We start from the raw sequence: 24,822 nt of genomic DNA on the forward strand, positions 1-24,822 counted from the left end.
CCCCATCAGGCGGCAACGCAAAGGCGGCCTCCAAGGCCGCCTTTGCGTTGGGGCAACTCGCCCGGGAATCCCCCGTCCAGCCGCCGCTACATGCCCAGGGACTTGAGCAGGTCGTCGTTGCCGTCGTCCGGCCGGGCAGCAGCCGGGGCCGCCATTTCGCCGTTGGTCTGGGCGAAGAGCTGGTCAGGATCGAGCGCTTCGTGGGGTTCGAAATCGCCGAGCCTGATGAATTCGGTCCGCTCGACGGCCAGCTCGAGGTAGAAAATGTTGTTACTGCCGGTGAAGAAGCTGACCCGCCGCGCCTCGGGTTGATCGAGGTTGGTGTCCACGCTGAGGATCACCTGCTTGTTGAGGACCAGCATCTTCGGCTGGTTCTGGGTGATATGCGTCTGCAACTCATGCCCGACCTTGCTGGTGAAATCGCCGACGATCTGGTTCATCAGCTCGCCCATGACATTGCTCACCTCGTCCGAGGTATGGGAGGCGGCCAGTTCCTCGTTGGTCATGCCCATGTTGAGCAGGTAGCTCGAATAGAGCTCCATGGCCGCCGGCGCCGTGAAATTGATCACCACCAGGCCGGAAAAGCCGCCGTCGAAAAGCACGAAGCAGCCGATGTCCGGCTTCAGGCAGGTCTTGGTGATGCGCTGGACCATGCCGGAAAAGCGAATCTGGCTCTGGGTGGCGGTGGTGAGAACCTTGGTCACTGAATTGCACAAACTCAGCAAAAGGTCTTCGGTCCCGAATACGACGGAGTTGCCTGGTGCGCTCATGATGGCGTGGTCTATGAAAGGGAATTGGGATGGTCGCCCGAATCATAAGCTGGAAAGGGGCGCGGCAGCGCGACGACGCCAACCGATTCACGTCTTTGCCATCACAGGCAGGGATTGAGGCCAAATCCGATGCGGCAGGAAGCAGGTGCTGCGGCTGCCAGGGCCGGTCTTCATCGGCCGCTTTGCAGCGTGGCCTGCGAGCCGGCATCAAGCGTATCCGCTTTTACGGCCTCCTGGTGCCAGCTTCGCGCTTGATCCATCCCAGTGCAGCCCTCACCGCCTATGCCATGCAATTGACTTCACGGGGCCACGCCTTACAATCCCATAGCCACCGCTTTCCCGGCGGTCCAGTCCAACGAGGGCTATCCGCCGACATGCCCCCTCGCCTTTCTCAAGCGCTTCCGTGCCGACGTATAAGCAAGCATCGTTAAGCAACTCAAGTCATGTCCACTGATGAACTGTATGCAGAACTAAAAGGCGACATCGCCGCCATTGCCAATCCGTTGTTTGACTTCTCGGAGCAATGCCTTGAAAAGCGAGGCAATTTTCTTCCGCAGGGCGCAGTGCTCGATGCAAACGGAAAAGTCGGGCTTGTTGCTGCTTCACCCGATCCAATTGGCCGGTCAAACTCCACAGAGGTTTTGCCTCACTTGCGCGAAGGGCTTCGCGCTCAAGCGAGGGAAGAAGAGTTGGCAGCTATCGGTGTCGCCGAAAATGTCACAGTCACTCCGCAAGGTCAGCCATCCACGGAAGCAATCAAAGTACTTTTTGAGCATGAGCGGGGGCTGGTTGTAGCGCTCTACCTCCCATTCAAAAAGAAATTCCTACGCGGCTACTCATTCGGCAAAGCGTTCACCGTTGCCACTGTCGGAGAAGTCAATGCTTGGCCTGAGTCCGTTGCCTGACATTTCGGTCGAAGCGCAGCTTCGCTGTTGGGGCGCGGTGCCGGCGAGGCCCGCCCGTCGCCCCTCACCTTGATTCGGAGGGCGTCATGAGACCGTCCTTCGTTGAAATCGGTACTGCGTTAATCCTGGGGGCATTATTACTCGTTGCACTTTGGGCGCAGAGTCTGTTTCCAGCATTTCCTCACTGGAACGCGGGTTTGTCGGCCTTCGCATTCTGCGTTTTTGCTGCCTATATGGTCTTGGTCGATGATTCACTCCGCCCAACGAAGTCAGCTGCACATCGCATGATGGTAGGCATCTTGACCGGCATCGTAATCGCCGCACTGAACCATGCACCAGGCGAAGGCTTCCTATTGGGGGCAATGGTTGGCGGCATTCTTGGTTGGCTTGGGCGCCATTGGGCACAGCATTTATGAGCAACCCGCTCATTCGGGTAACCAGGAGTTTCTCTCCCCCGGCCCCCACAGCACCCACCGTGGGCGTCCGCAGGGGGCGGTTCAACGAGGCGACTCACTCGACCGCGACGTATAGCCCTGGGCCCCTCACCACAGCTTCTTGATGCTCGGCACCCCCTGGGCCAATGGCCAGTCATTGTTCAACGCTCGCTGCATCGCTGGAGTCCGCGCAAGGCTGGGGCGCAGGAGAGGGGGATGAAACCCAAGGGCGGCGAACTCGTGAAGAGCGGGTCGGGGCTTTACCGCAAGGCTTGAGCCCCCGGAAGTTCAGACCAGAAACACCCGAACGCGACCTTCGGCCTCCTCAAACCCGAAGCGCGCCGGAAGGAATTTTGCGATCACCGCGCAATTGGTCCTGGAGTGGGACGAGAGGGCGGAAGTCGTGAAACTCGCCGCCCCTCCGGCCAGAGCCAGCGGCAGCAACAACTGATCCGCCAGATGTTCGCCCACGGCGGCGCCGCTTTCGCGGTAGCGCCGGGCCTCCCGGGCGGCACGGTCGGCCACCGTTTCCGCCGGTACGCCACGGGCGCCGAAGGCAGAAAAGACCTCCGTCACCCCGGGATACTCCAGAACCAGCATCAGGACGTTACCCGGCCCCTCGCCGTGGGGCAGCACCCGGAGCTCTTCGTCGAGGGGGCCCAGCATGCTTGCGGCCCGCTGCATCTCGCGCTTGGCCACTTCGGCGGGCACGCCCGCCACCACGCCGATGGCGCTCGTGCGCCGCAACGCCCCCCGCGCGTCCAGTCGCAGGGGCTGCCAGGCTTTCACCGGGCCAGTGCGCGCCATCAGTTCGCCGCCACCCGCCGGGTAGAAACCGTGGCGCAGCAATTCGATATCCAGGGACACCCCCATGGTCCGCAGCAGCGGCTGCCAACTGCGGATGAGAAAGTCGGCCGGGGGAGCGGCCGGATTGTGCGTCCCGCCGCTCACCCACAGGGTGCTGGGGCCTTCGGCAAACCACAGGGCCGGTAACACCGTTTGCAGCACCAGGGTGCAACTCCCGGCTGATCCGATGGCGAAGCGATAGTCTCCTGCCCGCACAGGCCCCGGCTGGAAGCGCAGGCGCAGGGATCCCGGCGCCGCGCCGTCCACCCTGGCCCCGCACACCGCCGCCGCAGCCTGCACGGCGGTCAGGTGCTGCCGCAGGAGGCCGGACTTCCCGCGCCCGGCGCGGATGCGCTCGATGGCGAAGGGGATGCCGGTAATCATCGACAGGCTGAGGGCGGTGCGCAGAATCTGCCCCCCGCCCTCGCCCTGGGAACCATCCAGTTCGATCCAGTCCATGGTGTCGTTCTCGTTCTTTTTTCAGGACACCGCCAGTACCGTGCGCAGCAGAAAGGCGTCGAGTTCCGTCCCATCACCTTCCGGTTTCTTGTAGTCCGCATCCACCGGCGTTCGTGCCAGTTCATTGTCGATGAAGGCGTGGATATTTGGCCAACGCGCGCTGTATTCAGCCTCAGCGACGCTCATCTTGATCGCCAAGAGCGCGTTGATCTCGTCCAGCAACGCCACATCCGTCACCAGGGCCTCGGCCAGATCGGCAAAGCGCATGGGCGGCTGGCCCAGGCCGCACTCGATCCATTTCGCCGCCAGCAAGGGGCGAAGGACGTAAAGGTATTTCTTCAAGCGCACGTTTTCGCCTTGCAGATAGCTGCGAAAATTGCGGCGGGCCATGGACAGATAGTGATGGCGCCCACGCTTCGGGGAAAACCATTGGGCCGCGAAGTCGCGAAGTCCTGAGGTCAGCTCAGGGTCTTCCCGATATATCACCGGAGAATCCAGCCACTCGAGCAACACCGGATTGGCACGGCGCAATAGGCGCAGCGCCTTGCGCAATTCCCAGCCCCCCACGTCCAGTTCATCGCTGATCGGCAATTCGATCACGTCCCGCCTCGGTTCCACCGTCAGATACCAGGGCAGTCGGTGCACATAGAGAAAACGCACGTCGTAATCGCTATCGGGTGAGGCAAAGCCCCAGCCCCGACTGCCAGATTCACAGGCGTACAGCACCACCACATGGTGCTCTGCCTCGATGTCAGCGAGGGCCTGCATGACGCGCTTGCGCACCCCGGAGTCAATGGGGTGTGCACTCAGCACCTTGTTTCTCTCGCGCGAATCACTCATCGCTCACCCTTTCACGCACACCACCTGCCGCAAGGTATGCACCACCGCCACCAGCTCGCGCTGGGCGTGCATCACGGCATCGATGTCCTTGTAGGCCATGGGGATTTCGTCGATGACTTCGCTGTCCTTGCGGCATTCGACGTGGGCGGTGGCCCTGATCTGGTCGTCCACGGTGAAGCGGCGCCGGGCCTCGTTGCGGCTCATGGCACGGCCGGCGCCGTGGCTGCAGGAGCAGAACGACTCTTCGTTGCCCAGGCCGCGCACGATGTAGCTGCGGGCGCCCATGGATCCCGGGATGATGCCGAGTTCGCCTTTCCTGGCCGACACGGCCCCCTTGCGGGTGACCAGCACCTCGGCGCCGAAGTGGGTTTCGCGCTGGACGTAGTTGTGGTGGCAGTTCACCGCCTCCACGTCGGCCGTGAAGGGCTTGGCGATGATGCGGCGGGCAGCGGCGACCACATGGCCCATCATCACGTCGCGGTTGCGGCGGGCGTAATCCTGCGCCCAGCCGACGGCTTCAACGTAATCGGCAAAGTGCTCCGATCCTTCCTCGAAGTAGGCGAGATCCTTGTCCGGCAGATTGGCGATGTGCTGGCGCATGTCGGCCTGGGCCAGTTCGATGAACAGGCTGCCGATGGCGTTGCCCACCCCGCGGGAGCCCGAGTGCAGCATGAACCAGACCCGGTCGGCCTCGTCCAGGCAGACTTCGATGAAGTGGTTGCCGGTACCCAGGGTTCCCAGATGCTTGTGGTTATTGGTGTTCTTGAGGCGCGGGTACTTCTCGGCGATGCGCCGGAAGCCCGGCAGCAGGGCCGACCACAGGGCGTCCACGGTCTCCGGCGGGGTTTCCCAGGCGCCCTTGTCGCGGCGGCTCTGGCGCGGCGGCGTGCGTCCGTGGGGCACCGCGACCTCGATGGCCGAACGCAGGCCGTGCAGGCTGTCCGGCAGGTCGGCGGCAGTGAGCGTGGTGCGGGCGGCCATCATGCCGCAACCGATATCGACCCCCACCGCCGCCGGGATGATCGCCCCTTGCGTGGGAATCACGCTGCCGATGGTGGATCCCTTGCCCAGATGGACGTCCGGCATCACCGCCAGGTGACGGAAGATGAACGGCAGGCTGGCCGTGTTCATCAATTGCTTGCGTGCCTCTTCCTCCACCGGGACGCCTTCGGTCCACAGCTTGATCGGCTTGCCCCGGGGCACTTCCTGAGTCTGGTAGGTCATGGTCTTTCCTTTCTTGCCGCTGCGCCATGCCAAGCGCCGCGGCCAAATTCTCATTGCATTATCAGGCGCGGGCGGCCATCACGGCCAGACGCGCCTGCTTCTTCAGCAAGCCGGCCAGCGCTGCCTGCCGGGCCTGCTCCTTGCGCTGCCGCTCGCGCTGACGGCAGGCGCAGCAGCGTTTGGCGCCGGCGTACTGGGAACCGCCGGCGCATTCGTACCACCAGCGCTGGCGCTCGGCGGTCCATACGCACTGCGCCCCACAATCGCAGCAGGTGAAGGGCTGATCGAGGTAGTAGCCCCGCTCGGCAAAAGCGCTGCGGCCATAGCTGTTATTCGCCATCAGCCGGCCGTAGTCCACCGACACGGCCCTTCCCTCGGCGAACAAGGGGGGCTCGGGATGCCGCCGATTCTCCGCCTGACGCCGCTCCCGCCGGGCCGCCTTGATCTCGGCCCGGCGCTGCTTTCCACTCCTGTAGCCTTCCATGTTGCGTTCTCCTTTCCTGCCCCCGATCCGGAGGCCGGCCCTGCCTTACTTCGCCAGGGTCACCAGGCCATTGAGCACCTGGTCGAGGCCCCCGAAGACCGAGATGCGGTCGATGCGCTCGGCCACCCGCTCCAGGGTTTCCAGTTCCTTCAAACGCAGGGCAACCGGGTTGTCTTCCATCACCTTGGCCGTATTGAGCAACGAACGGGTCGCCGCCGTTTCTTCGCGCCGACGGATCACGTTCGCTTCGGCGGCCTTGCCCGCCTGCACCACCTGGGCCAGGATGGCCTTCATCTCGCCCGGCAGCACGATGTCCTTGACCCCGACGCCGCCGATCTCCAGGCCGAAGCCCGCCAGTTTCCGGGCGACGTGGGCGCTCACCGCCTCGTCGATGAGCTGCTTGTTTTCCAGCAGTTCGTCCAGATTGCGCGTTCCCACCGCCGCCCGCAGGCCGAATTGCAACTCGCGGTAGAGGTGTTCGGCCGGCTTGGCCAGGCGGGCGAAGGCGGTGCTGACGTCCTCGAAGCGCCAGGTGGCGGCGAGGTTGAGGCGCAGCGCCACCTTGTCGCGGGTGAGGATTTCCTGGCCGCTCACTTCGAGGGACTGCCAGCGCATATCCACCAGGTCCACCTGAAGATCACGGTTGAAGCGCCAGTAGGCGGTCACCCCCGGTGCCAGCAGAGGCTGCTGCACGCCGTCGAGCCGCAGCACGCCGACGTGGGCCGCTGGCACCTGCACGACGAGAACACCGTTCAATCCGAGCACCGGGCGGCCGCGCAGGGCGGGTTGCAAGAGGCGCTTCACCATTGCCCCCGGCAGCGCGGCGCCCGCGCCCAGATCGAGCTTTTCCAGGCGCTGCGCCACCCCGCCGCGCCAGAAGATGCGGCGGGAAGCCGGGGGCAGCATTTCGACCAGAACCTCGTTCTCGTAGCGCAGCCCGACTTCGTCCTCGCTCATCTCCATCCACAGGAAGTGGCGTTCTGCCTCGGCCGGATCGTTGCGGCGCAGGGTATCGACCAGATCGGTATCCGGCATCGGCGTGTCGGTCTGCCACAGGGCCAGCGACAGCTCGTTGAGCAGGTCGAACCGATAGTGGCGGCCCGGATCGAGGATGCACTCGAAGTCGCCGTTTCGCAGCAGGGCGGCCCGTTGGTTCTTCTTCACGATGAAACGCTTCAACATGTTCTGCTCCCTTCAATTGCAAATGTCTTCGTCAACAGCGACGGCTCAACTTGCCGGCTTACGCCGGTCCGGCGGGCACCGTGCCGGGCTCCGGCGGGGGAGCCCCCGGACGGGAGGACGGGGCTGGCGGCGACCCCTGGCACCGTTGCCAAGGCCGCGCGGCCACTGCCGCCCGACACCGGAGGCCCTGCCGCCGAAGCGAAGCGAAGCGCCGGGCCGAACCGGCGGCGGGTGCTTGCGCATTCCGCAGCCGGCGGGCACTGCAAAATTCACTGTCGTGAAAGACAGTTCTGGAGCGGGATTCGAACCCGCGACCGACCGTTTACAAGACGGCTGCTCTACCCGATTGAGCTATCCACAGGTGGGGTTCCGGGAATCGGACCCGGGCGTGCCACCAGGCACCCCGATATCGCTTTCCCGCGACGGCGGCATACGGCGGAGCAACCGGAGGATTCCTGACTCCACCGCACCGGCGGGGATGCGATCCCCTGACCCGTCGGCCCTGCCGCAAGTCGGCGATGGCTTCCCTAACGCGAAAGCCGTGCCAGCCCAAGCAGGCAACCGCAACTCACTGATTTAAAGCTGTTTCGCCAATTCCACCCGGCAAGGTGGCCGAATTATGTGATTTCTCTGTATAGTCACTTATAAATTTATATACATCGCGATTCGCCGACCAGCGCAACACAGCCAAGCCTCCATGAAAAAAACTGTCGTGATCGGCTTTCTCGGCACCCAGCTCGACTACGCCGGCAAGGGCACGGCACGCTGGGACCGGTGGCGGCCCACCGTGGCCCTGTGCCAGCAGGAAAGCCTGCTCGTCCATCGCCTCGAGGTGATCCACGACCTGCGCAGCCGGAGCCTCGCCGAACGGGTGGGCAACGACATCGCCCGCATTGCGCCGGAGACCGAGTTCAAGCGGGTGGAAATGGAACTGCGCGACCCCTGGGATTTCGAGGAGGTCTATACCGCGCTGCACGACTTCGCCCGCGGCTACGCCTTCGATCCGGAAAATGAGGAATACCTCATCCACATCACCACCGGCACCCACGTCGCGCAGATCTGCTGGTTCCTGCTCGCCGAGGCGCATTACCTGCCGGCCCGCCTGCTCCAGACGTCGCCGCCGCGCAAAAAGGATGTCGCCGACAGCATCGGCGGATACGAGATCATCGATCTCGATCTGTCGCGCTATGACCGCATCGCCCAGCGCTTTGCCCGGGAACGCGACGACAGCGTCTCCTTCCTCAAGTCGGGGATCGCCACGCGCAATCCAGGGTTCAACCGCATGATCGAACAGATCGAGCACGTGGCCGGCCGCTCGCGCGCCCCCATGCTCCTGGTCGGCCCCACGGGGGCGGGCAAGTCCTTCCTTGCCCGGCGGGTCTTTGAACTCAAGCGCCAGCGGCAGGCATTGACGGGGCGCTTCGTCGAAGTCAATTGCGCCACCCTGCGCGGCGATTCCGCCATGTCCGCCCTGTTCGGCCACAGCAAGGGCGCCTTCACCGGCGCCCAGCAGGAGCGGCCGGGCCTGCTGCGGTCCGCCGACGGCGGCCTGCTCTTTCTCGATGAAATCGGCGAACTCGGCCTCGACGAGCAAGCCATGCTGCTCAAGGCCATCGAGGAAAAGCGCTTCTTTCCCTTCGGCAGCGACCAGGAAGCCAGCAGCGATTTCCAGTTGATCGCCGGCACCCATCGCGACCTGCGCCAGTGGGTGCGCCAGGGCAGGTTCCGCGCAGACCTCTACGCCCGCATCAACCTATGGACCTTCGACCTGCCGGGCCTCGCCGGCCGGCCCGAGGACATCGAGCCCAATCTCGACTACGAACTGGAACGCTTCGCCGCCGATCACGGCCAACGGGTGCGCTTCAACAGCGAGGCGCGGCGGCGCTACCTCGCCTTCGCCACCTCGGCCGCAGCGCGCTGGCACGGCAATTTCCGCGAACTCGGCGCCTCACTGACCCGCCTCGCCACCCTGGCCGCCGCCGGACGCATCACCGAGCCCGACGTGGCCGACGAAATCGCCCGACTCACCGCCACCTGGGCTGAGGAGCCGAGCGGCGACGCCAGCGCGGAAATCCTTGGCGCCGACGCGGAAGCCCTCGACCTCTTCGATCGCAGCCAGTTGAACACCGTGATCGCCGTCTGCCGCGCCAGCGTCAGCCTGTCCGAGGCCGGTCGCCGCCTGTTCGCCGTCTCCCGGGCGGAAAAGAAGCAGCGCAACGATGCCGACCGCCTGCGCAAGTACCTGGCCCGCTTCGGCCTCACCTTCGACACGCTGCGCAAACCCGCCGCGAGCGCCCGGCAAGTTCCTTCATGAGCGGTTTCGTGGCGTTCGCCGGCGCGCCCCCTCCCGGGTATCATTTCACCCCCCTCTCGGACACCGCCATGAGAACTTCCCCCGACCTCGACTGGTACAACGCCGTCGAACATCTCTGCCACGCTTCTGCCGGCCACCTCCTGGCCGGCATCGCGTTTCCCGAATTCCGCAACCGGGTGGAACTGCTGGTGGGGCCGCTCTTCGACCAGCTTCCCCTGGGACAGGCGGCCCGCGTGCCGGAAATCATTCGCGCCCTCGCCACCCAGGCGGCCCTGGAAATCTGGAACGCCACGCCGATTCCGGCCAATCGCTTCCGCCCGCTGAAAATCGCCAAGCCGGAGCGCAACGCGCCCTGCCCCTGCGCCTCCGGCCGCAAGTACAAGCAGTGCTGCGGTGCTGTCCCGCCCCCGAGCCTGGGCATCCGGGAGGAAACGATGCTCGCCCAGGTCATCGCGCACTGGCCGAGAAAGCGGCTGGGCGAACTGCCCCTGGCGGAGCTTCATCCCGAAAGCCTCGCCCTGGTCGCGCTGGACTGGCAGGAAGAGGGCAGCGACATGGACGCCATCGCGCTGCTGGAAGCCCTCTTCACCCATCTGCCCAAACTCGACGGCCGCGCAGAACACGCGGCGGACGTTCTCCTCGACCTCTACGGGGACGGCAGCAAATCGCGCAAGAAGCTGGCCTTTCTCGAACAACTCAAGGCGGCTCCCGACAAGACCCTGCGCTCGACCGCCTGGCAGCGCCAGGCCACGCTGGCCTGCGACCGCGGCGAGGTGACCGCCGCCTGGGCAGCCTTTGGCGAAGCCCAGCGCCTGACCCCCAACGCCCCTGCCCTCTCGCACCTCGAAGTGCTGCTCCTGCTCAGCGAGGGTCGGCGCACCGAGGCCAGGGCCCGGGCCGATTTCTGGTGCGCCCGCCTGGCCCGCGACGGCAAGTTCGACCACAGCAGCCTTATCGACACCCTGCGCGACATGGTCTCCGACGACGACGAAGCCCGCCTGCGCAACCTCGCCCTCATGGACGATCCCCTGGGCGACGTAGCCGACATTTCCGGCGACTGGACGGCCCCCGCCTGCCATTACACCCTGGCCGGGGGCGCGGTCCTGCAGGCCAAGGCTCCCCTGGCCCGCGTCGAGAAGGCCTGGGACGAAGCCTTCGACCCCCATGACCCGGAGTCTGACGGCTGGATCGATCTGCTGGAAGACGAGCCTCTCGCTGCCCAATCCTTCCTGGTCTTGCGCGATCTGGTCGAGTGGGCGCTGGACATCCCGACCATGCCCCCGGGAGGCAATATTGTCCTGGCGTGGAAACTGCTCGAGCGGGCCGAGGCGCTTCGCCGCACGGTCCTCGCCCGCCTCAAGGCCGAAGACCGCGAACTTCCCTGGGGCCACCTCGAAAACCGCCCCCTGCTCACCCTGGCCGCCATTCGGGTCACGGAATTTGCCAACCGCAATCCGGAGGAGACCCTGGAACTCCTGCGCTGGTCGGTCCTCGTCGCCAACCCCAACGACAACACGGGACTGCGCGAAATCCTGATTCACCGCCTGGCCGCCGAGGGTCACGGTGGTGAAGCCGTGGCGATCGCCGAACGCTATCCGCATGACCTGGCCTTCGTCGATTATGGGCGTGTCCTTGCCTACCACGCCGCCGGGCGTCTGGACGAAGCCGCCGTAGCCCTCTCCCAGGCCATCACGCGCTGGCCCAAGGTGTGGCAGACCCTCAATGCCGCCAGACCGCGCAAGCCCAAGCTCGAATTCATGGGATTTTGCTCCGGCGGCGACGACGAAGCCTGGATTTACCGCGAGGAGCGCCTGGAGCAGTGGCGCCAGAGCGGCGCCCTGCGCTGGGCCGTCGGGCTGAAGGTCGCCCAGCCCCCCGCCCGGCAGTCGTCCCGCAGGAAGCGCGTTGCCGTCCCCACGCAGGCGGAACTTCCCGGACTGGACGACTGAGCGCCGGTGAAAATTCCCTTCGACGGGACGCAGGTGGGGCATGTCGAAGGAAGCGCGGATGTTCAGCGGTCCTCTACTCGGCTGCCAGGACTACGGCCGCGACGGCAACGGCTCCGGCCAGGGGCGCGGGGTATGGACCACGAGCAGAATCTCGACCTCCTCGCCGCGCTGCCGGTAAGCAATGATGGAGCGGAAACGTACGCTGACCAGTTCGCGGGTTCCCGGCAATCACCCCAGGCGAGCACGCTGCAATCCCCTTGGCAAGGGCAACTCGTTCAATTGATATGACCGGCAGCGGAAGTTACGCTTCTTTCAACCGCCCCCCAGCCGCCGCACCGCCAGCCCCTGGCGTCCAAAATGCTCGATCAACTCCTCCTGGTGGGTGGCATCGCGGGTTTCCATCTGCAGGATGATCTCGGTCATGCCGACGGGAACATGCAATTCCCCCCTTCGGTGCTCGACGTGGCGAACGTTCATGCCGTGCTCGGCCACCAGCCCGAGGATGCCGGCCAGGCGGCCCGGGGTGTCGGGGACGCGCACGGCGATGCTCAACAACCGGCCGCTGCTGGCCAGACCATAGTCGATGCTGCGGCCGATGAGGGTCATGTCGGCGTTGCCGCCGCTGATCACCACCACGGTCGGGCGGTCGGCGGCCAGGGGCACCAGGCCGCGCATGAGGGCGGCGAGGCCGACGGCGCCGGCCCCTTCGCCCAGGGTGCGGGTGCGCTCCAGGAGTCGCACCATGGCTTCGGCGATGGCCTCGTCGTCCACGGTGACGATGGCGTCCACGTGCCTGGCGATGACCTGGCGGGTGAGCCGGCCCGGCAGCTTGACGCGGATGCCGTCGGCGATGGTGTGGGCGTCGGCCGGCACCGGGTCGATGCCGCCATCGGCCAGGAAGTGCCGCCAGGGGGCGACGGCGTCGGTCTGGACCCCCACCAGGCGGACGTCCGGCCGTTGCAGCTTGACCGCCAGGGCGATGCCGGCCAGCAGCCCGCCCCCGCCCAGGGGGACGACGATCTGGGCCGTCTCCGGCAGGGCTTCGAGGATTTCCAGGCCGACACTCGCCTGACCGGCGATGATTTCCCAGTCGTCGTAGGCGTGGATGAGGCTGGCGCCGCTCTGGGCGGCAATGGCCTCGGCGACCCGCCGCGCCTCTTCCAGATTGCTCCCCTCCAGTACGACCTTCGCCCCCAGGCTGCGACAGGCCTCGATCTTGGTCAGGGGCGCGTCGAGCGGCATGACGACGGTAGCCGCCAGCCCCGCCTCCCGGGCGGCCCGCGCCACACCCTGGGCATGGTTCCCGGCAGAAGCCGCCACCACGCCGCTGCCGCCCTCGCCCCGCCCCAACAGGCAGGCGATCTTGTGAGCAGCGCCGCGCAGCTTGAAGGACCCGGTACGCTGGAGGTTTTCCAGCTTGAGGTGGATGGGGGCGCCAAATTCCCGCGCCAGCGGTTCGTTGCCCCACAGGGGCGTGGTCAGCACGGTCCCGGAGATCGACTGGCGGGCTGCGCGGAGCGCAGGCAGGTCGGGCAATGCGGCAAGAGCAGGCATGGTCACTTCCGGCACGAGGACGTGCAGCAAGCGTAAATCCTTTGCCGCCGCAGATAAAGGCATGGCGGATCGTCGACAATGGCGCTTTTCTCCTGCAGGCCACCCCATGGATTGCCGCCCCGGCTGCGCAGCCTGCTGCATTGCCCCCTCCATCAGCTCCCTGCACAAGCCGGCGGGAGACCCCTGCCCACATCTCGACGCGGCCTTGCGCTGCGGACTCTTCGGCCGGCCGGAACGCCCGGCCTGCTGCTCCGGGCTGCAGCCCTCGCCCGAAATGTGCGGCACGTCCCGGGAATACGCCCTCGGCTGGCTGCAGGCGCTGGAGACGGCAACGCATCCGGGATAGAATGCCGCCTCCCCGAACGGAGCCCCCATGGATCCCCTGCTGCTGCTCAAGGCCCTCATTCTCGGCATCGTCGAGGGGCTGACCGAATTCCTCCCGGTGTCGTCCACCGGCCATCTGATCATCGTGGGCAGCCTGCTGGGATACACGGACGAGCAGAGCAAGGTATTCAAGATCGTCGTTCAGCTCGGCGCCATCCTCGCAGTCTGCTGGGACTTCCGCGAGCGCATCGGCAAGGCCCTGGGCGGCCTGGGGTCCGACCCGGTCCAGCAACGTTTTGCCGGCCTGCTGGTCGTCGGCTTCCTGCCGGCGGCAGTGCTGGGACTTCTGTTTCACAGTGCCATCAAGACGCATCTGTTCAATCCCTTGACGGTGGCAGCGGCCCTGATCTGCGGCGGCTTCCTGATCCTGTTCATCGAACGCAAGGCCTATCACCCCCGGGTCACCAGCGTCGAAGACATGACGTGGCAAGACGCCCTCAAGGTCGGCTTCGCCCAGGCCGCGGCCATGTTCCCCGGCGTTTCCCGCTCGGGGGCGACCATCATGGGCGGCCTGATTTTCGGACTGTCGCGCAAGACGGCTACCGAGTTTTCCTTCTTCCTGGCCATCCCGACCATGTTCGCGGCGACCACCTACGACGTCTACAAGAACTGGCAACTGCTGCGCCTGGCCGACCTGCCGGTCTTCGCCGTCGGCTTCGTCGCCTCCTTCGTCGCCGCCATGCTGACGGTCAAGGCCCTGCTGCGTTATGTCTCGCATCACGATTTCACCGTCTTCGCCTGGTACCGCATCGCCTTCGGCCTCCTCGTACTGGCCACCTGGCAGTTGGGCTGGGTCGAGTGGGCCGCCCGTTGAGCGGCGGACGACGCTGTCGGAGAATTTGACACGGCGTCCTGGAGGGCAAGCCTGGCCCGGGCGGGAAGATACTCAAAATCAGTAACCTGTGGCACATGGCATGAATATGGCTAGGCATTCCGCACCGCAATGCCAACCGGAGATCTCATGAAAAATACGCTGCGCCTCGCTCTCGCCACCGCCGGATTTGTCTGCACCCTGTCCGCCCAGGCCGCTCCCCAGTTTTTCAATGGCCACTATTACGATTACATCAACAACACCAGCGGCGGCTTCACGCAGGACGAAGCCCTGGCCGACGCGGCGGGCCGCAGCCACCTCGGCATGACCGGTTATGTCGCGACGGTGACCTCCCTGGCCGAGCAGAATTTCATTTTCAGTTCCGTGAGCAACCTCACCGCCTGGCTGGGCGGCAACGACCGCGGCACCGAGGGCAGCTTCACCTGGGTCAATGGCCCCGAATCTGGCAGCGCCTTCGGCTTCACCTTCTGGTCGGGGGGCGAACCGAACGATTGCTGCAGCGGCGAAGACGACGTGGTCATCAACTGGGGGGGCGACGGCAGTTGGAACGACATCGGTCTGCCCTCCTTCCCTGATTACCGCGTGGGCTACATCATCGAATACAGCGGCACCCCTGTGAGCGTCCCGGAGCCGGGCGCCCTGGCTCTGGCCGGAATCGCCCTGGCCGGCCTTGGGAGCATGCGCCGCCGCCAGAAGCCCTGACCGGCACCTTGCCTGAAACGACAGTCCCGCTCCGGCGGGATTGTTTTTTGCGGCCTCCGGCGGTGATCCTCTACCTGCACGGCTTCTGCTCCTCCCCCGACTCCTGGAAGGCCCGCCTTTTGGCCCAGGCCTTTGCCGAGCGGGGTCTGGGCAATGATTTTCTCTGCCCGGCGCTCTCGCCCCTGCCTGCGGAGGCCATGGCCCTTGCGGAGTCTCTTCTCCGCACGGCCCCTCGCCCCGTGACCCTGGTGGGGAGTTCCCTGGGCGGACACTACGCCACCTGGCTGGCCGAAAAGCACGATCTGCGCGCAGTGCTCATCAACCCCGCCGTGGTCAGCCGCCTCGACCCCGCCCGCTTTCTGGGCGAGCACGCCAATTTCCACAGCGGCGAGCGCTTCAGCTTCACCGTGGCGCACGCCGCCCAACTGGCCGCCCAGTGCGTGGAGCATCCCGACCCTCGCCGTTACCTCCTGCTGGTCGAAACCGGCGACGAAGTTCTCGATTATCGGCAGGCGACGGAGCACTACGCCGGCTGCCACCAGATCGTCCTCCCCGGGGGCGATCACAGCTTCACGCAATTTCCCGGATTCATCACGCAAATCCTTGAGTTCGCTGGAGTTCGTGCCGGGATATAATCCCGCGATGCACGTATTGTTCGAAGACGAAGGAAGCTTCAAGACCGGCACCCTCCTGGCCGACAACGACACGTCGTTGCAGGTCGAGATGGCGTCGGGGAAGCGCAGCAAGATCAAGGCGGCGGCGGTGCTGCTGCGGTTCGACAAGCCCGGGGCGAGCGCGCTCCTCGAGCAGGCGGAACCGCTTGCCGCCGCAATGGAACCCGAATTCCTCTGGGAGTGCGTCAATGACGGCGAGTTTTCGTTTGTGGATTTTGCCCGCGACTACTACGGCCACGACCCTGCGCCGGTCGAAGCGTCGGCGGTGCTGCTTGCCCTCCAGGCAGCGCCCATCTACTTCCATCGCAAAGGCAAGGGCCGTTTCCGCAAGGCTCCTCCCGACATTCTCGCGGCTGCTCTGGCCGGTCTTGAAAAAAAGCGTCAGCAAGCGCTCACCATCGAGGGCTGGATCGGGGAACTGAAGGCCTTCCGCCTGCCGCCGGAAATAGGCGCCTTGAGCGACGCCCTGCTCTACGCCCCCGACCGCAACAAGCCGGAAACCAAGGCCTTCGAAGCCGCCTGCGCCGACACCGGCCTTTCCGCCGCCCAACTGCTGTTCAAGTGCGGCGCCATTTCCTCGGCCTACCACCTGCACTACAGGCGATTCCTGCACGAGCAGTTTCCCAGGGGAACCGGCTTCCCCGCCCTGGAAGCCCCTGCCGCCCCCGACGACCTGCCCCGGGCCGACGTACGCGCCTTTTCCATCGACGACGCCGAGACCACCGAGATCGACGATGCCCTGTCGGTGACCCGGCTGCCCGGCATCGGCACCCGCATCGGCATCCACATCGCCGCCCCCGGCCTGGCCATAGCACACGGCTCCCCCCTGGACGGCGTGGCGCGGGCGCGCCTGTCCACCGTCTACATGCCCGGCAACAAGATCACCATGCTGCCCGACGCCGTGGTGCAGAACTACACCCTGGCCGGCGGCTGCGACTGCCCGGCGGTCTCGCTCTATCTGACGGTGAGCGAGTCCCTCGAAATCCTCAGCCACGAATCGCGCCTGGAGCGGGTGCCCATCGCCGCCAACCTGCGCCACCATGAAGTCGAACCCTGGTTCAACGCCGAGACCGTCGGCGGCCCCCTGCCCGACCAGCCCTTCAAGGACGAACTGCTGCACCTCTGGCACTTCGCCAACGCCTGCGAAGGCCGCCGCGGCAAGCCCTCGGCCACCCAGGGCATCAACGATTACAACTTCGCCATCCAGGGCGACCTGGGCAACCCCGACGCCTGCACCGTCGACATCAGCGAAAGGAAGCGCGGCAGTCCCCTGGATAAATTGGTGGCGGAGCTGATGATCGTCGCCAATGCCACCTGGGGTGGCCTGCTGGCAGAAAAGAACATCGCCTGCCTGTACCGCGCCCAGACTCAGGGCAAGGTGCGCATGACCACTTCGCCGTTGCCCCACGAGGGCCTGGGCGTGCCGCAATACGCCTGGATGACCTCGCCGCTCCGCCGCTACTGCGACCTGGTCAATCAGTGGCAACTCATCGCCTGCCTCAAGGGGGAGACGCCGGCCTTTGCCCAGAAGTCCGCCGAACTCTTCGCCGCCCTGCGCGACTTCGAACTCACCTACGCTGCCTACGCCGAGTTCCAGCGCCTGATGGAGCGCTACTGGTGCCTGCGCTGGCTGCAGCAGCGCGCAGTCACGACCCTGGTCGCCACGGTGCGCCGCGAACAACTGGTCAAGCTCGACCACCTGCCGCTGCTGTTGCGGGTCGCCTCGCTGCCCGCCGATCTCCTTCCCGGACAGCAGGTTCTCCTGGCCATCGACACCCTGGACCTGCTGGGGCCAGAGCTCACTTGCCGCTTCGTCGAAATCCTGGCCGCCCGCAACGCCGCGGAAGCGGAGGAGGACGAGGAGCAATGAGCGCCCTTCTGATCGCCTCGCCACCGCCCGCGGAGTCGCGGCGTCTGGCCCTGGCGATCGGGATTTCCCTGGCGCTGCACGCCGCGCTGCTCGCCTTGCACTTCCAGTTTCCCGAAGCCTCTCGCGCCGTGCGCGAGAAGGCCCTGGACATCATCCTGGTCAATGCCAAGTCCGCTACCAAGCCCAAGGATCCCCAGGCCCTGGCTCAGAGCAATCTGGACGGCGGGGGCAACACCGACGAAAACCGCCGCGCCAAGACTCCCCTGCCGCCGACCCGGCAGCAGACCGCCGGCAGCGACGTGGAGCAGATGCAGCGCCGGGTGCAGGAACTGGAGGCGCGTCAGCAGCAACTGTTGAGCGAGGCCCGCACCCTGAGGAGCGCCACGGTGACGCCCCCCGGCGAGGAGCGCAACACGGCCCCCAACGCCACCGGCCTCGACCTGGTCGAAGCCGCCCGGGCCATGGCCCGCCTGGAAGGCGAAATCAGCAAGTCGGTGGACGAATACAGCAAGCGGCCCCGGCGGCGCTTCATCGGCGCCCGGGCCGAGGAATACCGTTTTGCCCAGTACATCGAGGATTGGCGCCAGAAGGTCGAGCGGGTCGGCACCCTCAACTACCCGGATGCAGCCCGCGGCAAACTCTACGGCTCCCTGGTCATGACGGTCTCTATCCTGGCCGACGGCAGCGTCGCACACATCGACATCAGCCGATCCTCCGGCCACAAGGTTCTCGATGACGCCGCACGGCGCATCGTCCAGATGGCCTCCCCCTACGCCGCCTTCCCGCCGGAAATCCGCCGCGATACCGACATCCTGGATGTGACGCGCATCTGGTACTTCACTCAGGGAGACAGCCTGGAGTCCAAGGCACGATGACCGACCGTTACGCCGTTTTTGGCTCCGGCCGCTGCGCTTAACCCAGGCAACGCCCGGGTTCGCCTGCACCGAAAACTCCACCCGCTGTTAGGGAAGGAAAAGGGGGGGGGGGGGGGGGGGGGGGGGGGGGGGGGGGGGGGGGGGGGGGGGGGGGGGGGGGGGGGGGGGGGGGGGGGGGGGGGGGGGGGGGGGGGGGGGGGGGGGGGGGGGGCCCCGTATCGTTCCAGATCCCGCACAACGCCGCCCCACCCCCCCCATGACCGACCGTTACGCCGTTTTTGGCAATCCCATCGGCCACTCCAAGTCGCCGGCCATCCACGCGGCTTTCGCCGCGCAGACGCACCAAGCCATCCGCTACGAGGCCATTCTTGCCCCCCTGGACGGCTTTGCCCGTGCCGTGGGCGAATTTGCGGCCACCGGCGGCCGCGGGGCCAATGTCACGGTGCCTTTCAAGGAGGAGGCGCACCGCCTTGCCACCCGCCTTTCGCCCCGTGCCGTCCGGGCGGGGGCGGTCAATACGTTGAGCTTCGACGCCGAAGGCATCGCCGGGGACAACACCGACGGGGCCGGTCTGGTGGCCGACCTGCAGGGCAACCTGGGCTTTGCCCTGGCCGGCCGCCGCGTGCTCCTCCTGGGGGCGGGGGGCGCCGCCCGGGGCGTGGCCGGCCCCCTTCTCGACGCGGGCGTCGCGCAACTCTTCATCGCCAATCGCAACCCCGTCCGGGCCCATGAACTGGCGCGGCTCTTCTCCCCCCACGGCGAGGTTTCCGGCCACGGGCTGGGCGAAATCCGGGGCAGTTTCGACCTGGTCATCAACGCCACGGCGGCGAGCCTGGCCGGAGAATCCCTCGCCCTTCCCCCCGGCAGCTATGCCCCCGGCGCCCTGGCCTACGACATGATGTACGGCCGCGACGAGACGCCCTTCCTCCTTGCCGCCCGCGCCCTGGGCGCCGCCCGGGGGGCCGACGGCCTGGGCATGCTGGTCGAACAGGCGGCGGAGGCCTTCCTGCACTGGCGGGGCCTGCGTCCCGACACGGCTCCGGTCCTGGCCGACCTGCGCGCCCGGCTCGCCGCTGCATGAGGCGCCTGGGCCATGGGCTCAAGCTCGGCGTCCTGGGTGTCCTGGGCGTCGTCCTGATCTATCAGCTCTGGCTCCTGGGCTGGGTGCTCTTCTGGAGCCAGTTCAACCCGGGCAGCACGCGATTCATGGAAATCCGGCTGGCCGAACTGGGCCAGAAGCGCCCGGAAGCCCAGTTGCAGAAGGCCTGGGTGCCCTACGAGCGCATTTCGCCCCATCTCAAACGGGCCATCATCGCGGCCGAGGACGCCAAGTTCGTCGATCACGAAGGCTTCGACTGGGAAGGCATCCAGAAGGCCCTGGAGAAGAACCAGAAAAGGGGCCGTATCGTCGCCGGCGGATCGACCATCACCCAACAACTGGCCAAGAACCTCTTCCTCTCCCCGCAGAAGTCCATGCTGCGCAAGGCCGAGGAAGCCGTGGTGACGCTGATGATCGAATCCTGCTGGAGCAAGCGGCGCATTTTCGAGGTGTACCTCAACGTCATCGAGTGGGGGAACGGCGTTTTCGGCGCCGAGGCCGCCGCCCGCCACTATTTCGGCATTCCCGCCGCCCAGCTTGCGCCGGAACAGGCAGCGCGGCTGGCCGGCATGGTCCCCAACCCCCGCTTCTACGACCACAACCGCAATGCGCCCGGTCTCGGGCGCAAGGCAGCCATCATCCTGGCTCGCATGCCGGCCGCCGAATTGCCCTGAGCATCGGCCCGGACGCCCCTGCGCCGGTGCTAGAATTCCGGCTCCCCAGCGGCGGCGCGCCATGAGCGAAGACTCCCCCCTCACCGATACCGAAGACCTGCAGGAGCGCCTCGCCGAGGTGCAGTCCCTGCTTGCCCGGCACAAGCTGGTGGAGGATCTGGTGCATCGCCAGGAAATGCCCCAGCACGACCTGGTCGAAGGGCTGGTGCACCGCCAGAATCTGGTCGAACTGCAGAAGAAGCTGGAGCCCATGCATCCGGCCGACGTGGCCTACGTCCTGGAGGCCCTGCCGCCGGACGAGCGCCTCATCGCCTGGGATCTGGTCAAGGTCGAGCGGGAAGGGGAAATCCTGCTGGAAGTCTCGGACGCGGTCCGGGAAAGCCTCATCGACTCGATGGAGCGCACCGAACTGGTGGCTGCCGCCGAGACCCTGGACACCGATGAACTGGCCGACCTGGCCCCTGACCTGCCCCAGGAAGTCATCGCCGACGTTTTCAAGTCCCTCTCGGTGGAGGAAAGGGAGCAACTGCGCTCGGCCATGTCCTACCCCGACGATTCGGTCGGCGCCATCATGGACTTCGACATGGTCACGGTGCGCGAGGACGTGACCCTGGAAGTGGTCCTGCGCTACCTGCGCCTGTTCGACGAATTGCCCGACCACACCGACCAGCTTTTCGTGGTGGACCGGGAAGATCAGCTCAAGGGCGTGCTGCCCCTCAACATCCTGCTGGTCAATGACCCGGAGACCGAGGTCGGCACCCTGATGCAGACCGACTTCATCGAACTGGAACCCGACGATTTCGCCGAAGAAGCAGCCAAGGCCTTCGAACGCTACGATCTGGTCTCGGCACCCGTCGTCGATCCGGAAAGCAAGCTGGTCGGCCGGGTGACCGTCAATACCGTGGTGGATGTGATCCGCGAAGAGGCCGAAAGCGAACAACTGGCCCAGGCCGGCCTGAAGGAAGAGGAAGACATCTTCGCCTCGGTGTGGGATTCGGTGAAGAACCGCTGGTCCTGGCTGGCCATCAACCTGGTCACCGCCTTCGTCGCCTCCCGCGTCATCGGCGCTTTCGAAGGCTCCATCGAAAAACTGGTGGCCCTGGCCGCCCTCATGCCCATCGTCGCCGGCATCGGCGGCAATTCGGGCAACCAGACCATCACCATGATCGTGCGCGCCATCGCCATGGGCCAGGTGCAGCCCGACGCCGCCCGGCGACTGCTGCGCAAGGAACTGGGCGTCGCCCTCATCAACGGCCTGATCTGGGGCGGCCTTCTGGGCATCGCCGCCTGGTGGCTCTACGGCAGCTTGAAACTTGGCCTGGTCATGACCGCCGCCATGACCCTCAATCTCCTGCTCGCCGCCAGCGCCGGCGTCGGCATTCCCCTCCTGCGCCAACGCCTGGGCGCCGACCCGGCCGTGGGCGGCTCGGTCATGATCACCGCCCTCACCGACTCCGGCGGCTTCTTCATTTTCCTGGGGCTGGCGACACTCTTCCTAATGTGAGGCGGGGGTCACCCATTTGAGCCCGACGATGCCGGCCACGATGAGGCCGATGCACACCAGCCGGGCCACTTCCCGGGATTCGCCGAACAGGGCCATGCCCAACAGGGCCGTGCCCACAGCGCCGATGCCGGTCCATACGGCGTAGGCGGTGCCCAGGGGCAGCACCTTCAAGGACCAGCCCAGCAGCACGACGCTGGCCACCATGGCGGCCAGGGTGGCCACGCTGGGGCCGAGGCGGCTGAACCCCTCGCTGTATTTCAGGCCCACCGCCCAGCCGACTTCGCAAAGGCCGGCCAGGAACAGAACGGCCCAGGCGGTGCCGCTGCTCACTTGAAGGTGGCGAACCAGGCCTCCGCCGCCGCCACGGTGCCGGCAATGTCGGCGTCGCTGTGGGCCGCGGAGACGAAGCCCGCCTCGAAGGCCGAGGGGGCGAAGTAGTGCCCGGCGTCCAGCATGGCGTGGAAGAAGCGGTTGAAGGCTTCCTTGTCGCAAGCCAGCACGGCATCGTAGGTGGCCGGGCAGGCTTCGGCGAAGTAGAGCCCGAACATGCCGCCGACGTTCTGGGCGGCGAAGGCGACGCCGTGCTTCCTGGCGGCTGCGACCAGACCGTCGCACAGGGCCTTGGTCCTGGCGGTGAGGGCCTCGTAGAAGCCCGGCGCCTGGACCAGTTTGAGTGTGGCGAGGCCGGCGGCCACCGCCACCGGATTGCCGGAAAGCGTACCCGCCTGATACACCGGCCCCAGGGGGGCGATCTTTTCCATGATCTCCCGCTTGCCGCCGAAGGCCCCCACCGGCATGCCGCCGCCGATGACCTTGCCGAAGGTGGACAGGTCCGGCGTGATGCCAAAGTGGCCCTGGGCGCTCTTCAGGCCGACGCGGAAACCGGTCATCACCTCGTCGAAGATGAGCACGGCGCCGTGTTGGGCGGTCAGCTCACGCATGGCCCTGAGGAATTCCGGCGCCGGGGCGATGAGGTTCATGTTGCCCACCACCGGCTCGACGATCACCGCCGCGATGCGCGTGCCGTGGCCGGCGAAGGCGTCGGCCAGTTGCTGCGGGTCGTTGTACGCCAGCACCATCGTGTGCTGGGCGAGGTCGGCGGGGACGCCGCCGGAAGACGGGTTGCCGAAGGTGAGCGCCCCCGAGCCGGCCTTCACCAGAAGGCTGTCGGAATGGCCGTGGTAGCAGCCCTCGAACTTGATGAGCAGGTCGCGGCCGGTGTAGCCCCGGGCCAGGCGGATGGCGCTCATGGTGGCCTCGGTGCCGGAGGAGACCAGGCGCACCATGTCCATGGACGGCACCAGCGCGCAGAGCAGGTCGGCCATCTCCACCTCACGCTCGGTGGGGGCGCCGAAGGACAGGCCGTCGGCGGCCGCCTCGGTCACCGCCCGCAACACCTCCGGGTGGCCGTGGCCGAGGATCATGGGCCCCCAGGAGCCCACGTAGTCGGTGTACCACTTGCCGTCGGCGTCCTGCACCCGCGGCCCCTGGGCCTTCTGGAAGAAGCAGGGGGTGCCCCCCACCGAGCGGAAGGCGCGCACCGGCGAATTGACGCCGCCGGGGATGTGGCGCTGGGCGCGTTCAAAGAGTTGCTGGTTGCGGGAGCTCATGGGCGGTTTCCTCGAACAGGTGTTGATAGGCGGCTGCCCGGGCAGCAATGTCCTGGGCGGCGAAAAGATCGGTGATGACGGCCAGCAGGTCGGCGCCGGCGGCGATGACGGCCGGGGCGTTGTCCAGGGTGATGCCGCCGATGGCACAGGCGGGCGTCCCCAGTTCCTGCCGGGCGCGGGTGAAAAGTTCCAGGGGGGCAGCCTCCGCGGCGGGTTTGGTCGACGAGGGAAAGACGGCGCCGAAGGCGACGTAGTCGGCCCCCCGGGCCCGGGCTGCCAGCGCGAGGTCGTAGCGCCCATGGCAGGTGACGCCGACGATGGCGGTGGAACCCAGGCGACGGCGGGCGAAGGCGGCGTCGCCGTCCCCCTGGCCCAGATGGACGCCCGCCGCGCCCACGGCTGCGGCGAGTTCGAGGTCGTCATTGACGATCAGGGCGGCGCCGTACGCGCGGCACAGGGAAAGAAGCGCCTCGGCCCGCCGCCGGCGCTCCGGCGGCGCAGACCGCTTGTCGCGGTACTGCAGCCAGCGACAGCCCCCCAGGAGCGCCGCTTCCACTGCGACGAAAAGGCTCCCGGCGTCGGCCGACTCCGGCGTGATGGCGTAGAGGCCGCGCAGGGGAAGGACACGGCTCCCCGGCAACGGTGACGAGGCGCTCACTGGACGCCCCTCCTGTCCCTGCGGGACATCCTCCCCGAGGGAGGGTGCGCACGCCCTTCGGGCGGCCGAGCAGGCGCGCTGCGGACCGCCCTCCTGCCCCTGCCGGACATCCTCCCCGAGGGAGGGTGCGCGCACGCGCTCATGGCGCATCGGCCTCGGTGGCGGACGATCCGTCGTCCCGGGCCCAGAACAGGCGGTCCGGGACGAACTGGCCCATCCCCGGCCGGAAGGCGTTGGCCAATGTGCGCCAGGTGTAGTCCTGGGCGTCGCGCACGGCGTCCTCCAGGCTGGCACCTGAGGCGATGCAGGCGGCGATGGCCGAGGCCAGGGTGCACCCCGAACCGTGGTAGCTGCCCGGCAGGCGCTCCCAGACGTCGCGCCGCAGCAAACCGCCCTCGCCGTAGAGGCGATTGACGACCTGCAGGGTGTTTTCGTGCGTTCCGGTAATCAGCACATGCTGGGCGCCGTAGGCGATGAGGCGGCGTGCACATTCCGCGGCGTCGGGTTCGCTTTCATCGTCCCCCTCCGCCAGGCGGCGGGCTTCGGGCGCGTTGGGCGTCAGCAGCGTGGTCTGGGGCAGCAGCAGTTCCCGCAGCGCGGCGATCATGTCCTCCCCGGCCAGTTCGTCACCCCGCCCCGAAGCCAGCACGGGATCGAAAATCAGGGGCACATCCGGGTAATCGGAGACGATCTCGGCCACCGCCACCACGTTGGCCAGACTGCCCAGGACACCGATCTTGAAAGCGGCCACCGGGACATCCTCCAGCACGCGGCGCGCCTGCCGCTCCAGAATGTCGGCATCGACGGGATGGACGCTCTCGACCCCGGCGGTGTCCTGCACCGTGACGGCCGTCACGGCGGTGAGGGGGTGGCAGCCAAGACTGGCCAGGGTCAGGATGTCGGCCTGCAAGCCGGCGCCGGAGCTGGGATCGCTGGCGGCGAAAACGAGAACGAGGGGAGGCGTGGGATTCATTGCATT

At 66.7% G+C, this 24,822-nt stretch carries 24 protein-coding genes and 1 tRNA gene; 13 read left to right on the forward strand and 12 right to left on the reverse strand.

What is annotated here, in order from left to right; translation table 11 throughout:
* Positions 1 to 86: 86 nt before the first annotated feature.
* Positions 87 to 770, reverse strand: coding sequence for a DUF3334 family protein (locus IPM73_15175; protein MBK8919344.1), 684 nt, complete (start codon positions 768 to 770; stop codon positions 87 to 89).
* Positions 771 to 1,213: 443 nt separating this feature from the next.
* On the opposite strand from IPM73_15175, the gene IPM73_15180 reads away from it, so the two are divergent.
* Both IPM73_15180 and IPM73_15185 read left to right on the forward strand, forming a co-directional pair.
* On the forward strand, positions 1,214 to 1,675 hold the full coding sequence (locus tag IPM73_15180; GenBank protein MBK8919345.1) for a hypothetical protein: 462 nt from the start codon (positions 1,214 to 1,216) through the stop codon (positions 1,673 to 1,675).
* An 86-nt stretch (positions 1,676 to 1,761) separates the two neighbouring features.
* Positions 1,762 to 2,091: a hypothetical protein gene (locus IPM73_15185; GenBank protein MBK8919346.1), complete on the forward strand. Its 330-nt coding sequence runs from the start codon at positions 1,762 to 1,764 to the stop codon at positions 2,089 to 2,091.
* Positions 2,092 to 2,397: 306 nt separating this feature from the next.
* On the opposite strand, the gene IPM73_15190 is transcribed toward IPM73_15185, so the two are convergent.
* The 6 genes from IPM73_15190 to IPM73_15215 form a co-directional block, all read right to left on the reverse strand.
* Entirely contained in the window at positions 2,398 to 3,414 is a 1,017-nt protein-coding gene (locus IPM73_15190; protein ID MBK8919347.1) for an RNA 3'-terminal phosphate cyclase, read from the reverse strand.
* Between the two features lie 21 nt (positions 3,415 to 3,435).
* Positions 3,436 to 4,254 (reverse strand): nucleotidyltransferase domain-containing protein, encoded by an 819-nt coding sequence (locus tag IPM73_15195; GenBank protein MBK8919348.1) that lies wholly within the window; start codon positions 4,252 to 4,254, stop codon positions 3,436 to 3,438.
* 3 nt (positions 4,255 to 4,257) lie between these two features.
* Entirely contained in the window at positions 4,258 to 5,478 is a 1,221-nt protein-coding gene (locus IPM73_15200) for an RtcB family protein (protein MBK8919349.1), read from the reverse strand.
* A 61-nt stretch (positions 5,479 to 5,539) separates the two neighbouring features.
* Entirely contained in the window at positions 5,540 to 5,962 is a 423-nt protein-coding gene (locus IPM73_15205; GenBank protein MBK8919350.1) for a zinc-ribbon domain containing protein, read from the reverse strand.
* A 45-nt stretch (positions 5,963 to 6,007) separates the two neighbouring features.
* Positions 6,008 to 7,144, reverse strand: a complete 1,137-nt coding sequence (locus tag IPM73_15210; GenBank protein ID MBK8919351.1) for a slipin family protein — start codon at positions 7,142 to 7,144, stop codon at positions 6,008 to 6,010.
* 287 nt (positions 7,145 to 7,431) lie between these two features.
* A tRNA-Thr gene (locus tag IPM73_15215) sits at positions 7,432 to 7,505 on the reverse strand.
* A 336-nt stretch (positions 7,506 to 7,841) separates the two neighbouring features.
* Between IPM73_15215 and IPM73_15220 the strand changes: the two genes are divergently transcribed.
* Both IPM73_15220 and IPM73_15225 read left to right on the forward strand, forming a co-directional pair.
* Positions 7,842 to 9,458: a sigma 54-interacting transcriptional regulator gene (locus IPM73_15220; GenBank protein MBK8919352.1), complete on the forward strand. Its 1,617-nt coding sequence runs from the start codon at positions 7,842 to 7,844 to the stop codon at positions 9,456 to 9,458.
* 68 nt (positions 9,459 to 9,526) lie between these two features.
* Positions 9,527 to 11,407, forward strand: coding sequence for an SEC-C domain-containing protein (locus IPM73_15225; GenBank protein ID MBK8919353.1), 1,881 nt, complete (start codon positions 9,527 to 9,529; stop codon positions 11,405 to 11,407).
* Between the two features lie 312 nt (positions 11,408 to 11,719).
* Here the strand turns inward: IPM73_15225 and IPM73_15230 are convergent, their stop codons facing one another.
* The gene (locus tag IPM73_15230; GenBank protein MBK8919354.1) at positions 11,720 to 12,961 is read right to left on the reverse strand and encodes a threonine ammonia-lyase; all 1,242 of its coding nucleotides are present in this window, start codon (positions 12,959 to 12,961) and stop codon (positions 11,720 to 11,722) included.
* 106 nt (positions 12,962 to 13,067) lie between these two features.
* Between IPM73_15230 and IPM73_15235 the strand changes: the two genes are divergently transcribed.
* The 9 genes from IPM73_15235 (at position 13,068) to mgtE (ending at position 21,575) form a co-directional block, all read left to right on the forward strand.
* Positions 13,068 to 13,307 (forward strand): YkgJ family cysteine cluster protein, encoded by a 240-nt coding sequence (locus tag IPM73_15235; GenBank protein MBK8919355.1) that lies wholly within the window; start codon positions 13,068 to 13,070, stop codon positions 13,305 to 13,307.
* Positions 13,308 to 13,334: 27 nt separating this feature from the next.
* Positions 13,335 to 14,159, forward strand: a complete 825-nt coding sequence (locus tag IPM73_15240; protein MBK8919356.1) for an undecaprenyl-diphosphate phosphatase — start codon at positions 13,335 to 13,337, stop codon at positions 14,157 to 14,159.
* Positions 14,160 to 14,306: 147 nt separating this feature from the next.
* On the forward strand, positions 14,307 to 14,879 hold the full coding sequence (locus tag IPM73_15245) for a PEP-CTERM sorting domain-containing protein (protein ID MBK8919357.1): 573 nt from the start codon (positions 14,307 to 14,309) through the stop codon (positions 14,877 to 14,879).
* A 62-nt stretch (positions 14,880 to 14,941) separates the two neighbouring features.
* Positions 14,942 to 15,514, forward strand: coding sequence for an alpha/beta fold hydrolase (locus tag IPM73_15250; GenBank protein MBK8919358.1), 573 nt, complete (start codon positions 14,942 to 14,944; stop codon positions 15,512 to 15,514).
* 7 nt (positions 15,515 to 15,521) lie between these two features.
* A complete protein-coding gene (locus IPM73_15255) occupies positions 15,522 to 17,423 on the forward strand; it encodes an RNB domain-containing ribonuclease (protein ID MBK8919359.1) in 1,902 nt (633 codons plus the stop codon).
* Positions 17,420 to 18,298 (forward strand): TonB family protein, encoded by an 879-nt coding sequence (locus tag IPM73_15260; protein MBK8919360.1) that lies wholly within the window; start codon positions 17,420 to 17,422, stop codon positions 18,296 to 18,298. The genes IPM73_15255 and IPM73_15260 overlap by 4 nt, the downstream gene beginning before the upstream one ends.
* A 256-nt stretch (positions 18,299 to 18,554) precedes the next feature.
* Positions 18,555 to 19,379, forward strand: a complete 825-nt coding sequence (gene aroE, locus IPM73_15265; protein MBK8919361.1) for a shikimate dehydrogenase — start codon at positions 18,555 to 18,557, stop codon at positions 19,377 to 19,379.
* Positions 19,376 to 20,071, forward strand: coding sequence for a monofunctional biosynthetic peptidoglycan transglycosylase (gene mtgA / locus IPM73_15270; protein ID MBK8919362.1), 696 nt, complete (start codon positions 19,376 to 19,378; stop codon positions 20,069 to 20,071). Before aroE ends, mtgA begins: the two co-directional genes overlap by 4 nt.
* Before the next feature lie 61 nt (positions 20,072 to 20,132).
* Positions 20,133 to 21,575, forward strand: coding sequence for a magnesium transporter (gene mgtE, locus IPM73_15275; protein ID MBK8919363.1), 1,443 nt, complete (start codon positions 20,133 to 20,135; stop codon positions 21,573 to 21,575).
* Here the strand turns inward: mgtE and sugE are convergent.
* From sugE to IPM73_15295, 4 genes are read right to left on the reverse strand one after another with little or no spacing between them, the layout of a single operon-like run.
* Entirely contained in the window at positions 21,567 to 21,905 is a 339-nt protein-coding gene (gene sugE / locus IPM73_15280) for a quaternary ammonium compound efflux SMR transporter SugE (protein MBK8919364.1), read from the reverse strand. The two genes, mgtE and sugE, sit on opposite strands and share 9 nt — an antisense overlap.
* Positions 21,902 to 23,185, reverse strand: coding sequence for a glutamate-1-semialdehyde 2,1-aminomutase (hemL, locus tag IPM73_15285; GenBank protein MBK8919365.1), 1,284 nt, complete (start codon positions 23,183 to 23,185; stop codon positions 21,902 to 21,904). Before hemL ends, sugE begins: the two co-directional genes overlap by 4 nt.
* Positions 23,157 to 23,993 (reverse strand): thiamine phosphate synthase, encoded by an 837-nt coding sequence (locus IPM73_15290; GenBank protein MBK8919366.1) that lies wholly within the window; start codon positions 23,991 to 23,993, stop codon positions 23,157 to 23,159. The genes hemL and IPM73_15290 overlap by 29 nt, the downstream gene beginning before the upstream one ends.
* Complete coding sequence (locus tag IPM73_15295; GenBank protein ID MBK8919367.1) at positions 23,983 to 24,816, reverse strand: hydroxymethylpyrimidine/phosphomethylpyrimidine kinase; 834 nt, start codon at positions 24,814 to 24,816, stop codon at positions 23,983 to 23,985. The genes IPM73_15290 and IPM73_15295 overlap by 11 nt, the downstream gene beginning before the upstream one ends.
* Between the last annotated feature and the right edge of the window lie 6 nt (positions 24,817 to 24,822).

The organism is Betaproteobacteria bacterium (assembly GCA_016720065.1).
In the GTDB taxonomy this organism is placed as follows: domain Bacteria; phylum Pseudomonadota; class Gammaproteobacteria; order Burkholderiales; family Rhodocyclaceae; genus SSSZ01.

What these genes read in the sequence shown, in the direction of transcription:
- IPM73_15175 (MBK8919344.1), bottom strand. Translation starts at nt 770, where the DNA reads ATGAGCGCACCAGGCAACTCCGTCGTATTCGGGACCGAAGACCTTTTG.
- IPM73_15180 (MBK8919345.1), top strand. Translation starts at nt 1,214, where the DNA reads ATGTCCACTGATGAACTGTATGCAGAACTAAAAGGCGACATCGCCGCC.
- IPM73_15185 (MBK8919346.1), top strand. Translation starts at nt 1,762, where the DNA reads ATGAGACCGTCCTTCGTTGAAATCGGTACTGCGTTAATCCTGGGGGCA.
- IPM73_15190 (MBK8919347.1), bottom strand. Translation starts at nt 3,414, where the DNA reads ATGGACTGGATCGAACTGGATGGTTCCCAGGGCGAGGGCGGGGGGCAG.
- IPM73_15195 (MBK8919348.1), bottom strand. Translation starts at nt 4,254, where the DNA reads ATGAGTGATTCGCGCGAGAGAAACAAGGTGCTGAGTGCACACCCCATT.
- IPM73_15200 (MBK8919349.1), bottom strand. Translation starts at nt 5,478, where the DNA reads ATGACCTACCAGACTCAGGAAGTGCCCCGGGGCAAGCCGATCAAGCTG.
- IPM73_15205 (MBK8919350.1), bottom strand. Translation starts at nt 5,962, where the DNA reads ATGGAAGGCTACAGGAGTGGAAAGCAGCGCCGGGCCGAGATCAAGGCG.
- IPM73_15210 (MBK8919351.1), bottom strand. Translation starts at nt 7,144, where the DNA reads ATGTTGAAGCGTTTCATCGTGAAGAAGAACCAACGGGCCGCCCTGCTG.
- IPM73_15220 (MBK8919352.1), top strand. Translation starts at nt 7,842, where the DNA reads ATGAAAAAAACTGTCGTGATCGGCTTTCTCGGCACCCAGCTCGACTAC.
- IPM73_15225 (MBK8919353.1), top strand. Translation starts at nt 9,527, where the DNA reads ATGAGAACTTCCCCCGACCTCGACTGGTACAACGCCGTCGAACATCTC.
- IPM73_15230 (MBK8919354.1), bottom strand. Translation starts at nt 12,961, where the DNA reads ATGCCTGCTCTTGCCGCATTGCCCGACCTGCCTGCGCTCCGCGCAGCC.
- IPM73_15235 (MBK8919355.1), top strand. Translation starts at nt 13,068, where the DNA reads ATGGATTGCCGCCCCGGCTGCGCAGCCTGCTGCATTGCCCCCTCCATC.
- IPM73_15240 (MBK8919356.1), top strand. Translation starts at nt 13,335, where the DNA reads ATGGATCCCCTGCTGCTGCTCAAGGCCCTCATTCTCGGCATCGTCGAG.
- IPM73_15245 (MBK8919357.1), top strand. Translation starts at nt 14,307, where the DNA reads ATGAAAAATACGCTGCGCCTCGCTCTCGCCACCGCCGGATTTGTCTGC.
- IPM73_15255 (MBK8919359.1), top strand. Translation starts at nt 15,522, where the DNA reads ATGCACGTATTGTTCGAAGACGAAGGAAGCTTCAAGACCGGCACCCTC.
- IPM73_15260 (MBK8919360.1), top strand. Translation starts at nt 17,420, where the DNA reads ATGAGCGCCCTTCTGATCGCCTCGCCACCGCCCGCGGAGTCGCGGCGT.
- aroE (MBK8919361.1), top strand. Translation starts at nt 18,555, where the DNA reads ATGACCGACCGTTACGCCGTTTTTGGCAATCCCATCGGCCACTCCAAG.
- mtgA (MBK8919362.1), top strand. Translation starts at nt 19,376, where the DNA reads ATGAGGCGCCTGGGCCATGGGCTCAAGCTCGGCGTCCTGGGTGTCCTG.
- mgtE (MBK8919363.1), top strand. Translation starts at nt 20,133, where the DNA reads ATGAGCGAAGACTCCCCCCTCACCGATACCGAAGACCTGCAGGAGCGC.
- hemL (MBK8919365.1), bottom strand. Translation starts at nt 23,185, where the DNA reads ATGAGCTCCCGCAACCAGCAACTCTTTGAACGCGCCCAGCGCCACATC.
- IPM73_15290 (MBK8919366.1), bottom strand. Translation starts at nt 23,993, where the DNA reads ATGCGCCATGAGCGCGTGCGCGCACCCTCCCTCGGGGAGGATGTCCGG.
- IPM73_15295 (MBK8919367.1), bottom strand. Translation starts at nt 24,816, where the DNA reads ATGAATCCCACGCCTCCCCTCGTTCTCGTTTTCGCCGCCAGCGATCCC.